The 13142-nt window shown below is 68.9% G+C and carries 7 protein-coding genes; 3 read left to right on the top strand and 4 right to left on the bottom strand.

Features of this window, described 5'->3' with window-relative positions:
• Positions 1–102: 102 nt before the first annotated feature.
• The 4 genes from LuPra_RS21870 to bshC form a co-directional block, all read right to left on the bottom strand.
• A complete protein-coding gene (locus LuPra_RS21870) occupies positions 103–957 on the bottom strand; it encodes an XdhC family protein (protein WP_110172716.1) in 855 nt (284 codons plus the stop codon).
• Positions 957–2036, bottom strand: coding sequence for a peptidylprolyl isomerase (locus LuPra_RS34155; protein WP_169812027.1), 1080 nt, complete (start codon positions 2034–2036; stop codon positions 957–959). Before LuPra_RS34155 ends, LuPra_RS21870 begins: the two co-directional genes overlap by 1 nt.
• 76 nt (positions 2037–2112) lie before the next feature.
• Positions 2113–4491: a PBP1A family penicillin-binding protein gene (locus tag LuPra_RS21860; protein ID WP_157899525.1), complete on the bottom strand. Its 2379-nt coding sequence runs from the start codon at positions 4489–4491 to the stop codon at positions 2113–2115.
• Positions 4492–4522: 31 nt separating this feature from the next.
• Positions 4523–6169, bottom strand: a complete 1647-nt coding sequence (gene bshC, locus LuPra_RS21855) for a bacillithiol biosynthesis cysteine-adding enzyme BshC (RefSeq protein WP_157899524.1) — start codon at positions 6167–6169, stop codon at positions 4523–4525.
• A gap of 211 nt (positions 6170–6380) precedes the next feature.
• On the opposite strand from bshC, the gene LuPra_RS21850 reads away from it, so the two are divergent.
• The 3 genes from LuPra_RS21850 to carB are packed head-to-tail and all read left to right on the top strand — an operon-like array spanning position 6381 to position 12835.
• Positions 6381–8444 carry a PEGA domain-containing protein gene (locus tag LuPra_RS21850; protein ID WP_110172712.1) on the top strand — a complete coding sequence of 688 codons (2064 nt, stop codon included), beginning with the start codon at positions 6381–6383 and terminating at the stop codon, positions 8442–8444.
• Positions 8441–9583, top strand: coding sequence for a glutamine-hydrolyzing carbamoyl-phosphate synthase small subunit (gene carA / locus LuPra_RS21845; protein ID WP_110172711.1), 1143 nt, complete (start codon positions 8441–8443; stop codon positions 9581–9583). Before LuPra_RS21850 ends, carA begins: the two co-directional genes overlap by 4 nt.
• A complete protein-coding gene (gene carB / locus LuPra_RS21840; RefSeq protein ID WP_110172710.1) occupies positions 9584–12835 on the top strand; it encodes a carbamoyl-phosphate synthase large subunit in 3252 nt (1083 codons plus the stop codon). It begins immediately after the preceding gene.
• Positions 12836–13142 lie beyond the last annotated feature (307 nt).

The raw sequence follows: 13142 nt of genomic DNA, 5'->3' as shown, positions 1-13142 counted from the left end.
CTGCAGCCGCGACGCCCTGATGGCGTTCGACCGCTCTGCGGCCTGTCGTAGGCGTCGACCTGAAGGTCGACGCCTACGACAGGCCGCTGACGTCTATGCCCGTCAGCGTAGCGTCGGCGGCAGCCACTGCATGGCCTGGGCGGCGCGACTCGTTTCTCCCTCGTCGGCGCTGCTGCGCGACTGCAGGCGACCGCGGCGATGCGCGATCAACTCGGCGACGATGCTGACCGCGATTTCCTCGGGCGACACGGCGCCGAGGTCCAGCCCGATCGGTGCGTGAATACGGGCCAGGCGCGTCGTGTCCATCTCCTCGGCGCCGAGGCGCGCGTAGAGGCGGGCGATCTTGGCCTTGCTGCCAATCAGGCCGACGTAGGCCGTGTCCCGCGCAATGGCCGCGCGCAGCGCATCGAGGTCTTCGCGATGGCCACGCGTGACGATCACCAGGTAATCGCGCGGCCCGATGTCGGCCGTACGCAGCCACTCCGGAATCTCGGCAACGTCGACGCGTTCGGCGGTCGGGAAGCGCGCCGGATCGGCAAACGACGCGCGGTCGTCGACGACCACGACACGGAAGCCGACGTTGGCGGCCAACTGCGCGGTGTGATAGCCGACGTGTCCCGCGCCGACGATGCAGACGCGCGGCGTGGGCACGATCGGGTCGATGAAGACGTCCATCTGCCCTCCGCAGATGAGGCCCTGCTCCTCGGCGAAGTCGTCGTTCAGGTCGTACTGGGCGAGGGTGGGACGCCCGGTCTGGAGTGCCAGCCGGGCCTTCCCGAACGCATCCTGTTCGTAGCAGCCGCCGCCGATCGTGCCGAGCGTGCGGCCGTCCTGGAAGACGAGCATTCGGGCGCCGACGCGCTGTGGCGTGGAGCCCTGGGCGCGAACGATGGTGACCAGCGCCACCGCCTCGCCGCGCGCGAGTGCCTCGTCGATGTGCCCGAACAGGCTGGACATCACATCAGGATCTCGACCTTGCCCTTGGTCTTGAGCGACTGCACGTACTCCTGTGCGAGCTGCTGCTGCTTCTGCTGACGCAGCGCCTGCGCGATGCGGTCGCTCACTTCGGCCAGCGGCACCGTGCGTGCGTCGCGGTGCTCGGCCCCCTTGATGATGTGGTACCCGAACTCGGTCTCGACAATCGGGCTGATCTCGCCGGCCTTGAGCGCGAACGCGGCCTCCTCGAACGCCTTGACCATCTGGCCGCGCGGGAAGAAGCCCAGGTCGCCGCCGTTCGGGGCGCTGCCGTCGTTGGAGTGCTGCTTGGCGAGCGCGGCGAAGTCCGCGCCGCCCTTGATCTGCCGCAGCAGGTCCTCGGCCTTGGGCTTGGCCACGGCCTTGGTCTCCGGCGTGTCGGCCTTCAGCAGGATGTGGCTGGCGCGCATCGCCTCGGGCTGCATGAAGAACTGCGGGTTCTTCTTGTAGAAGTCGGCGATGTCGGTTTCGGTGACCGCGGCCTTGGGCTCGACCTCTGTGGTCAGCAACTTGTCCACGCAGAGCCGCTGGCGCGCCTCGGCGGCCAGGTCCGCTTCGGTCATCTTGCGCGACGCGAGCGCCTTGGCGAACGCCTCGGGATTGGGCGCCTGCTTCTTCATCTGTTCGATGCCGGCCGCCACCTCGGCGTCGGTCGCCTTGATGTTGCGCGCGGCGGCTTCCTGCTCGAGCAGTCGCATCTCGACGAGCTGATCGAGGATGCCGCGATAGATCTCGCTGCGGCGCTCGGCCGGGATCTGGTTGCCGACGTTGGCCTCCAGGTTCCGGATGGCCTTCTCGAGTTCGGCGGCCGCGATGTCTTTGCCGTTGACCCGTGCGACGACGGTCGGCAGCACGGTCGGGACAGGCTTGACTGGCGCTGGTGGCGGCGTCTGCGGGCCGGCGGCCGGCGGGGCTGCTGGAGTCCCGGGCGCGGCCGGAGTCGCGGTCGGCGTGGCGGCAGCACCAGCGACTGGCGCCTGGTTGGCGGCGGCCTTGGTCTCGGTGCGATTGCAGGCGATGCCCAGCGAAAGGGCGAGGAGGACAGGGACGGCGTACTTCAAGAGGACAGGGACGGCGTACTTCAAAGGGGCAACCTCAAAGGGAGAAACGACACACCAGTATACAGACGTGCGGCCCCTAGGGTACGGGCGGTGCAGGGGGCAGTTGGCCGACGGGCACCTGCATCAGTTCTGGCATCTGGGTCAGGGTGCCCCCGGGCAGCCCGAGGTGGGTGTAGCAGAGCGTTTGCGGCTCCGTGCCGGCAAGGAAGGCCTCGCTGAGCAGATGCCCGCAGAACGGGCCGGCTCGTCCGCCCGTGTCCTTGTCGATCTCCACGAAGGTGACCCCCTCTGGAACGGTGAAGGCCTGGCTGCGGTGCCCCGACAGGGCGCGCTTCATGAACGCGGTCCAGATCGGCAGGGCCGCCTGCGAGCCGGTGAGGCCGACCGGGGTGTTGTCGTCGAGGCCGACCCACACCACGGTCAGCAGTTCGGGCGTGAACCCGACGAACCAGGCGTCACGCAGGTCGTTGGTCGTCCCGCTCTTGCCGGCCGCATCGAGCGCAAAGCCCGCCGCACGCGCCGCGGCGCCGGTGCCCTCGTTGATCACGCTGCGCATCATGTTGGTGACCAGGAAGGTGGGCCCGGGTTGGGCCACATGGCGGGGGTGCCCCATCTCCGGCAATGGCGCGACGCCATCATCCACCTCGATGCGCGAGACCGCGCGCAGCGGCCGGACCTCGCCGAGATTGGGGAACAACGTGTACGCCTCGGCCATGTCGAGCGGCGTCGCCTCGAAGACCCCGAGCGCGATCGACGGGTAGGGCCGCGCCGTGAATCCCGGCTTCACGCTGCGCCACAGCGCGGCGATGTTCTGGTAGCCCGTGAGGTCGGCCATCTGGATGGTGGCGAGATTGCGGGACCGGGCCAGCGCCCGCCGCGCCGTGATCACGCCGTCGTGCTCGCCGTCGTAGTTGCGCGGCGCCCATTCCTCGCCGTTGACCATGAACACCGCGGGCTCGTCTGAGAGCACCGTGGCCGGCGTGAGATCGGTGCGGCCCTCACGCAGCGCCAGTTCGAAGGCGGCCAGGAAGACGAACGGCTTGAATGTCGACCCGGGTTGACGCTTCGCGGTCGTGGCGCGGTTGTACTGCGAACGCTGGTACGACCGCCCGCCGACCATGGCGAGGATGTCACCGGTGCGCGGGTCCACCGCCACGAGCGCTGCCTGCAGGGGACCGCGCAGCTTGCCCCCCTTGGCAAACCGCGCTTCGATCTCGTTCACGCCCTTCGCCACGACGTCCTGCGCCACGCGCTGCAGGTGCAGGTCGAGCGTCGTGTGCACGGCCACCCGCTTGGCCGACGCACGCATCGCGACCTGCTCGATGACCAGTTGCGTCACGTAATCGACGAAGTACGGCGCTTCGGCATCGATGCTGCCCGGCGCGGTCTGCAACTCCTCGCGCAGTGCGGTTTCGCCGGCGGCGGCCGTGATGTAGCCGGACTCCATCATCGCGCGCAGCACGACGTCGCGTCGCTCCCTGGCCTTCGCGGGGTGCCGTGTCGGCGAGTACGCGGCCGGCGACTGGATGATGCCGGCCAGCGTCGCCGCCTCCGCGAGCGTGACGTTGCTGATGTCCTTGCCGAAGAACAGGTGCGCACCCTCGGCGACGCCGTGGACCGAGAACGAGCCGCGCTGTCCGAGGTACACGTCGTTGAGATAGAGCTCGAGGATCTGGTCCTTCGGCAGCCGCCGTTCGAGCACGATCGACATCATCTGCTCGCGGATCTTGCGGGTGTAGGTCTTCTCCGGCGTGAGGAACGAGTTCTTCACGAGCTGCTGCGTCAGCGTGCTGCCGCCGACCAGGTACTTCTTCTCGCCGCGCAGGTTGGTGACGACGGCGCCGAAGGTGCGAATGACGTCGACACCCGGGTGCGAGTAGAAGCGTCGATCCTCGATCGCGAGCACGGCCTGTACGACCGCGGGGGGGAACTGCGCCAGGGGCAATTGACGCTGGCGGCCGCGCCCTCCGGCTGCGACCGCGGTGAGCAGCGGAGCTTCGAGCTCCACTTCCGCAATCTTGCCTCCGCGCGCCGATTCCAGCGACCTGACCTGGCCGCTCCGGCCCGCCGCGTCGAGCGAGAGGACGACGCGCACGACCTGCCCCTCGGCGGTGCCGCCACGCGGCACGAGCCGGACCTCGGTCGGCTGTACGTCGAACTCGCCAGGCGCCACTGCCTGGTCCTTGCGCGTGTATCCGAGGTCGTCGAGGCGTTCGTCGAGTTCGTGCGAGGTGAGCGCCTGGCCAGTCCGGAGCACGAAGGGACGGGCGTAGACCTTCGGGGCGACACGGTCGTGCAGGCCGGCGAGCCGGGCGTCGACTTCGACGGCGACACTGCGATACAGCAGATACAGGGCGAGGCCGAGGACCAGGCCCAGGACGAGCAGTGGCCCGAGCAGCACGGCCGCGACCACCCTGGGCCAGCGGCGGCGACGAGCGCGGCGGGCGGCGGTCACGGGGCGGAGGGCGCTCCCCCGTGGCCCGGCGTCAAATCTGGAGCAACCAATGCTTGCCGCCCTCGATGGGCAGGCACTCGTACAGTCGGGGCACGAGGGCCGGACCGAACCGGTTCATGTACCAGGCCAGGCACAGCACGCGCTCCTGCGGGTGGCCACCGGGGAACGCCAGGTGCTGGGCGTGCGCGAATTGACGGCGCAACGTCTCGTTGCGGCGCTTGGCGGCGCTGATCACCTTGGCGTGCAGGCCGCGGACTTCGTGCGCCAGGCGGCCCTGCGACGACTTGACCGCTCCGTCGAGCGTCGGATCGAGCGCCGGCACAGCCGCCAGCAACGCGGCCATCCGTTCGTCGAGCGTGTGCTCGAGGTCGTGCAAGGCCTGCTCGAGCGTCGGCGGCAGCTGTGCCTCCAGCCACTGGTTCAGCGCGTGCTCGTCCTGCGCCTGCAGCGACTGCAATTCGAGCGACGTGCGCGCCAGGAAGCGCAGCGACGCCGAGTCGAGGATCGTGCCCGTGGCACGCTGCACGATCAGCGGCATCGGCGTCTCGTGGAACGCGTAGACGTTCTTCAGTTGACCGAGATAGGCGAGTTCGGAGGGCCCGGCCACGTACGCGATCGTCGGCAGCAGCGTGTCCTGCACCACCGCCCGCAGGAGCACGTTGGGGCTGAAGCGCTCGGGATGCGCGGCGGCGTCGGCGCGCAGGGTTGCGGCGTCGACCGGTGTCTCGCCGACCAACAACTGCTCGTCGCGGTACTTGATGGGGCTCCGGCCCTCGACCATCGAGAAGAGGGCGGTGGCATCGGGCTGGGTGACGACCTGCGCGTGGTAGCCATCGGCCACGAGCGCCTGGCCGGTGTCGCTGGCGAGATGGCGGGTGTGTCCGGGATGGGCAAGGACCCGCTGGAAGATCGTGCTGGCGAGCGGCTTGGCCGCCGGATCGCTGCCATCGAACACGACGACACCGAGGGGCCCGAGCAGGACGTCGAGCAACTGGCCGAATGCGTCGGCCATGCCCGTTCCCGGCGCGTAACATCGCCGTAATTGAGCGACCGTCGCAGCGGTGAACTCGGTCTGCGGCAGCAGCGTGTCCAGCTCCGCCAGCACCCGGGTGATGTCCTCGGTGAGACGCACCTGCCCGACAGGCACGTGCCCGTCGCCCTCGATGCCGGCCACCGTCAGGCGATGCGCCTGCAGGTCGTCGTCGAGGATCCATGCCGATGCGACTTCTTCCCAGTCGTGGTCCTCGGCGTGGTTCCAGAACACGGTCACGCACGGCACGCCGTACTGCGCCTCGATGTCGGCAGCCAGGCGGGCGGCCGTGAGCCCCTTCATCAACGTGTAGAGCGGCCCGCCGAACAGTCCGGCCTGCTGGCCTGTGACGATGGCCACCGTGCGCGGGTCGGCGAGCTTGGCCGCCGCGGCGCGCGCCTGTTCGGGCGCCTGCCGCGCGGCGAGCTGCGCTTCGAGGATCGCGACCATGGCGGCGCGGTCGCGCGGGTGGGCCTGGACGCGGGTGATGACGTCCCGCCAGGCATCGGGATTGGCAGGATCGCCGGCATAGTACCGGGCAAGCTTTTCGTGCTGGTAGGTGTAGTCGAGGCTCAGGCGAGAACCCGACCACTGGCGCAAGTCGATGCCCTGAGGCTGAGCCGCCTGCATGGTCGAGTCTGGGCGCACAGGAGGTCCACTGTCGCAAAGGGCCTACCGGGTGTCAAGGCAAGACGCCCGGCTTGCTATAATGCAGGCTCGTCTGCCCGCGCGAGCCTCGCGCAGGAGAGTCCCTGCCCTGACCCACGACCCCTCGCCTCTCTTCCAGCCGCCCGAGGTTGTCGGACCCTTTCGTGTCCGACGCGTCCTGGCGTCGGGAACGTTGGGCCCACGGTTGCTCGTGGAGGACGAACGCGGCCGACTGCAGGTCCTCAAGCTGATCACCGATGTCGCCGACGATGCCGGCGCTTTGGCGGAGCTGCTGGAACAGGCGCGCCAGGCCGTGCCGCCGCACGCCGCGTTGTTGCAGGTGACCGAGATCGGCACCTGCGACGAAGGCGTCTACCTGGCGTCCCCGGTCTTGAACGCCCCGAGCGTCGAAGGGCGACTGCGCCACGGACGTCAGACGCTCGACGCCACCCTGCCGTGGTTGCGCACGCTGACCGACGGACTCCAGGCCGCGCATGACGCGGGTGTATGGCACGGTGCCCTCCATCCGCGGGACGTCCTCGTCACCGATGACGGTGGCGTGCTCACGGGAGTAGGGATTGCTCCGGCGCTCGAGCGCCTCAAACTGCAGGCGCCGGTGCGGGTGCCGTTCACGGCCCCCGAGCGGGCCTCCGGCGGCACGTGGGACGCACGCGCCGACCAGTACTCCATGGCCATGCTCGCCCTGGACGCGCTTTCGGGCCGTCGTCTGATCGCGGGCACCATCCCGGCATTCGATCGCTGGACGCTGGCCGAAACCCCGACCGAGGATGCGCGCCTCCACGACGTTTTCGTCCGTGCCCTGCATCCCGATCCGGACCAGCGGTACCCGTCGCTCGAGGCGTGGTTCGCGGCACTGGCGGGGCCGGAACGGGAAGCCGAATCGGGCGCGTTGTCGCGGTTTGCGCGCGAGGGCGTGATCCTCGCCTCGCCTGCGGCCACCGCGGACCAGGGCCGGGAGATCAAGGTCCAGCCACTCGTCGATCCGGAAGGCGTGGCGCTCTCGCTGTTCCCCGAAGAGGACGGCACGATCGAGAGCCCCGTCGTCGAGACAGGGAGCCGGGCCGCGGAACAAGTCGAGCCGGCTGCCCAGCCCGAAGCCGAGCAGGAATGGCTGGTGGCCGACGTGACGGACGAAACGATCGCGGCCACGCCTGACGCCGAGCCATTCACGATCCAGATCGTGCCGGTGCCGGCGGTCACGCACGAGGCCGCCGCACCGGCGGCCCGGTGGCCCGAGTTCGACAGCAACGAAGGTGCGACTGTCCGGACCGACCCCCGACGCGAATGGCAACCCGTCGGCGAGGACTCGCAGAGCCGGCGGCCGTGGTTGATCGTCGCCGTCATGCTGGTGTTGGCCGCGCTCGCCTACGGCACCTGGAGCAGCATGCAGGGCCCCTCGGCGCCCTCCGTGAGCTCCGCGGCAGTGCAGGAGGCCCCCGCCCCCGCCCCCGGCGGTGCCGGCTCGGAGGCCGCCGTGTCGCCGGCGCAGGGTGCTGGCCAGGAGCCAGCGGCAACGCAGCCCGCGGAGGTCCTCCCGGCGCCAAGCGTGGTCCCGCAGGCACCCGTGCAGCGCAACCCGGTGGCGCCTCCGGCCCGCCCGCCGCGCACAGCCTCGGCACCGCCCATCGCGCGCGCCGAACCGATTCCCGTGCCGCCTTCCGCCCCGACGGGAGGCCGCATGCTGATTCGCTCGTCGCCCTCGGGCGAGGTCCGCGTCAACGGCGTGGTGCGCGGGGAGACGCCCGTGGTGTTGCGCGACCTGCCGTTCGGGCGCTATTCGATTGCGGTCACCCGGCCCGGCTTCGCGACGATCGAACGAGAGTTGACGCTGCTCGCCTCGCAGCCGGCGGCGTCGCTGAGCGTGGATCTCGTGCCTCAAGGGGTTGCGGGGCCGGCCACGGCGGCGGTAGCCCGCCCGACCCCACCGCCCCCGCCGGCAGCGGATCCGAGGCCGTCCGCACCGCCTGTCGTCGCCCCGGCGGGCACTGCGACCGCCGCCGCGCCGGCACCGGCGCCGCCTCGTGAGGCCACGCCGACGGGGGGCGTCTTCGTGCTGTCGGTCCCGGGCCAGTCCCGCCTGTTCGTCGACGGGCAGCCGTACGGCAAGACGCCGGCGTCGATCCCGGGCCTCTCGCCGGGCGTGCACACGATTCGCGTCGAAGCTCCGGGGTACAAGACGTGGGAAGGGCGGGTGGCCGTGATTGCCGGCACGCGCGTTCGTGTCCAGGCCACTTTGCAGCAGGAACAGGAATGAAAGCCTTACTCGCACTCGAGAACGGACAGGTCTTTGAAGGCGTCGCGGCTGGCGCCCCGGGGGAGACCAGCGGCGAGGTCGTGTTCAACACGAGCCTCACGGGCTACCAGGAGGTCCTGACCGACCCCTCGTACGCCGGGCAGATCGTCACGATGACGGCGCCTCTGATCGGCAACTACGGCGTGTCGGCGCAGGATGGCGAATCGCGCGGGCCGCAGGTGGCAGGGTTCGTGATGCGCGAGGAGTCGCGCGTCGCCAGCAACTGGCGATCCGAGAGCACCCTGCGCGAATACCTCGTCGCCAACAACATCGTCGCAATCTCCGACGTGGACACACGGGCGCTGACACGCGTGCTGCGGTCGACGGGCGTCATGAACGGAGTGATCGCGACGGGCGCGAGCGTGCGTGGCGAGGACCTGGTCGAGAAGGCGCGTGCCGCGCGGCAGATGGCCGGCGCGGACCTCGTCAAGGACGTGACGTGCGCGGCGCCGTTCGACTGGGCGCCCGCCGACGAACCCGGCGCGCGCGTCGGGCGTGACCTGATCCTCGAGCCGCAACGCCGTGCCGGCCGCCGCCTGAAGGTCGCCGCCTACGACCTGGGCATGAAGTACAACATCCTGCGCCGCTTTGCCGAGCATGGCGTCGACGTCCGCGTCTACCCGGCGACGACGCCCGCGGCGGATCTGATGAAGGACCACCCGGACGGCGTGTTCTTCAGCAATGGCCCCGGCGACCCGGCGGCGTTGCCGTACGTGGTGGAGAACGCGAAAGTCCTGGCCGAGGCCGACGTACCGGTCTTCGGCATCTGCCTCGGGCACCAGGTCCTGGCGCAGGCGCTCGGCGCGCGGACCTTCAAGCTGAAGTTCGGCCACCGGGGCACCAATCACCCGGTGAAGCACGTGGCCACCGGAGCGGTGGAAATCACCTCGCAGAACCACGGCTTCGCGGTGGACCCGGCGAGCATCCCGGCCGACGTCGAAGTCACGCACGTGAACCTGTACGACAACACCGTGGAAGGCCTGAAGCACCGCTCGCGGCCGATCTTCTGCGTGCAGTACCACCCGGAAGCGGCACCGGGGCCCCACGATGCCGACTACCTGTTTCGCGAGTTCCTCGACGCCATGGAGGCGCGCGCCTAGATGCCCCGCCGTACAGACATCTCCCGCGTGCTCGTCATCGGCTCTGGTCCCATCGTGATCGGGCAAGCCTGCGAGTTCGACTATTCCGGTACCCAGGCGTGCAAGGCCCTCAGGAGCGAGGGCCTCGAAGTCATCCTGATCAACAGCAACCCGGCGACGATCATGACCGACCCGGAGCTGGCCGATCGAACCTACGTCGAGCCGCTCACCGTCGAGATCGCCGAGCAGATCATCGCTCGCGAGAGGCCAGACGCGCTGCTGCCGACCGTCGGCGGACAGACGGCGCTCAACCTCGCCGTGGATCTGGCAAAAGCCGGGATCCTCGAGAAGTACGGCGTGAAGTTGATCGGAGCGCAGATCGCGGCGATCGAAGTCGCCGAGGACCGGCTCAAGTTCAAGCAGGCGATGAAGGAGATCGGCATCCCGGTGCCGGCCTCCGCGGTGGCGCACACGCTCGAGGATGCGCTGGCGTGCATCGAGGACGTGGGCTTTCCGGCGATCATCCGTCCCTCGTTCACGATGGGCGGCGTCGGCGGCGGCATCGCCTACAACCTCGAGGAATACCGCGAGATCTGCGAGCGTGGCATCAGCCTGAGCCCGATGCACGAGATTCTCGTCGAGCAGTCGGTCATCGGCTGGAAGGAATACGAACTCGAGGTCATGCGCGACCACGCCGACAACTTCGTGGTCATCTGCTCGATCGAGAACGTCGATGCCATGGGCGTGCACACCGGCGACAGCATCACCGTCGCGCCGGCCATCACGCTGTCGGACCGCGAGTACCACCGCCTGCGCGACGCAGCGCGTCGCATCATCCGCCGCGTCGGCGTCGAGACCGGCGGCAGCAACATCCAGTTCGCGGTCAACCCCGCCAACGGCGACTACATCGTCATCGAGATGAACCCGCGCGTGTCGCGCAGTTCGGCCCTCGCCTCGAAGGCGACCGGGTTCCCGATCGCGAAGATCGCCGCCAAGCTCGCGCTCGGCTACACGCTCGACGAGATCCCCAACGACATCACGCGCGTCACCCCGGCGTCGTTCGAGCCGACGATCGACTACGTGGTCGTGAAGTTCCCGCGCTGGGCGTTCGAGAAGTTCCCGACCGCGGATGCCACGCTCACCACGCAGATGAAGTCGGTGGGCGAGGCGATGGCCATCGGCCGGACCTTCAAGGAAGCCTTCCTCAAGTCGGTCCGTTCGCTCGAACTCACGAGTAGCGGTGCATCGCTCTTCGGCCAGCCCGTGGACGATGACGAGGAGAAGGTGGAGGCGCTGCGGCGGTCGCTGGTGATCCCGAACGATCGGCGCATGTGGTCGATCTTCCGCGCCCTCGAACGCGGCTGGACCGTCGAGCAGATCCACGAACTGACGCACATCGACCCGTGGTTCCTCGAGCAGTTCCAGGAGCTCGTCGAACTCGGCAAGATGGCCCGCGACATCGGGCTGCGCAACATGTCCGAGGACCTCGTGCGCACCCTCAAGCGCAACGGCTTCGGCGACCGCGACATCGCCCGCCTGTGCGAGGTCAACGAAGGGGCCGTGCGCGAGAAGCGCGAGGAACTCGGCCTGCGCAATGCCTACAAGCGCATCGACACCTGCGCCGCGGAGTTCGAGTCGTTCACGCCGTATCTGTACGGGACCTTCGAGCGCGAGTGCGAGGCCGATCCGACGCCACGCAACAAGGTGGTGATCCTCGGCAGTGGCCCGAACCGCATCGGCCAGGGCATCGAGTTCGACTACTGCTGCTGTCACGCCGCCTTCGCCGCCCGTGAAGAAGGCTTCGAGACGGTGATGATCAACTGCAACCCGGAGACGGTGTCGACCGACTACGACACGGTGGACCGGCTGTACTTCGAACCGCTCACGCTCGAGGACGTCCTCGCCGTGATCGAGCGCGAACGCTCGGCCGGCGGCGACGTCGCCTGCGTGGTGCAGTTCGGCGGCCAGACGCCGCTGAAGCTGGCGCTGTCGCTGCAGGAAGCAGGCGTCAGGATCATCGGCACGTCGCCCGATTCGATCGATCTGGCCGAGGACCGCGAGCGGTTCTCGAAGCTGCTGTGGGATCTCGGCATCCCGCAGCCGGCCAACGGCATGGCGGCCAGCCGCGACGAGGCCCGCGAGGTTGCCGCCAGGATCGGCTACCCCGTCGTGGTGCGTCCGTCGTACGTGCTCGGCGGCCGCGCGATGGCGATCGTCTACGACGCCGGGACGCTGGACAACTACATGGCCAACGCGGTGGACGTGTCGCCCGAAAAGCCGATCCTCATCGACCGGTTCCTCGAAGACGCGTTCGAGCTCGACGTCGATGCCCTCGCCGACGGCCAGGGCGGCGTGATCATCGGCGGCGTGATGGAGCACATCGAGGAGGCCGGCATCCATTCCGGCGACAGCTCCTGCGTGGTGCCCACGTACCTGGTGGCCGAAAAGCACCTCGACACGATCCGGGACTACACGCGCCGCATTGCCCGTGCGCTCAACGTCATCGGCTTGATGAACGCGCAGTTCGCGATCAAGGACGACACGGTCTACGTGCTCGAGGTGAACCCGCGCGCCTCGCGCACCGTGCCGTACCTGTCCAAGGCCACCGGCGTGCCGCTCGCGAAGGTCGCGGCCCGCCTGATGACCGGCAAGTCGCTCGCCGAACTCGGACTGGTGGCCGACCTCGAGGTGACCGGTGTGTTCGTCAAGACGCCGGTCTTCCCGTTCGTCCGCTTCCCGGGCGTGGACACGATCCTCGGGCCCGAGATGAAGAGCACGGGTGAGGTGATGGGCGGCGCGCCGACGTTCGGCACCGCCTTCGCCAAGGCACAGATCGCGGCCGGCCAGAAGCTGCCGCTCGATGGCGCTGCTTTCATCAGCGTCAACAACGACGACAAGGCCAACGTCGTGCCCATCGCGCGCGATCTCGCGGCCCTCGGCTTCAAGCTGGTGGCCACGCGCGGCACCGCCGCCTACCTGCGCGCGCATGGCCTGGACGTCGAGGTCGTGTACAAGATCAACGAGGGACGTCCACACGTCGGCGATCGCATCGTCAACAAGCAGATTCACCTCGTGCTCAACACCCCGCTCGGTCGCGAGTCGTTCTTCGACGACCGCAGCGTGCGCCGCGTCGCGATGATGCAAGGCGTGCCATGCATCACGACGCTCACTGGCGGGTCTGCGACCGTCGCCGCCATCAAGGCGCTGCGCGAGCAGGGCCTCGACGTGCGGTCGCTGCAGGAGTATCACGGCACGGTCATGAGTAATGCCTGATGCCTGATGCCTGACGCACGTTGAACGTCGGACGCTGAACGCCGAAGGATCAAGGACGGAAGGCTGAAGGTCGAAGGGTTGACGACTGAAAGTTGAACGTTGACGGTTGAAGGTTGAACGAAGGGCGCCTTTCGCGGCGCCCTTTTTCGTTGTAGCCGTCGACCTCAGCGCGCCGTTGTAGCCGTCGACCTTCAGGTCGACGGTCAGTGATCTTCCCGGGAGATCATGACCGGCAGTTCGTCCGGGTTGTGTAGCCGTCGAGCTTGCTCGACGGTCAGTGCTCTCCCCGGAAGCCTTGGTTGTGGCG

The sequence above is a fragment of the Luteitalea pratensis genome (assembly GCF_001618865.1).
Taxonomy (GTDB): domain Bacteria; phylum Acidobacteriota; class Vicinamibacteria; order Vicinamibacterales; family Vicinamibacteraceae; genus Luteitalea; species Luteitalea pratensis.
The sequence above is the reverse complement of the archived record's forward strand: the minus strand, read 5'-3'. Positions and strand labels throughout refer to the sequence as shown.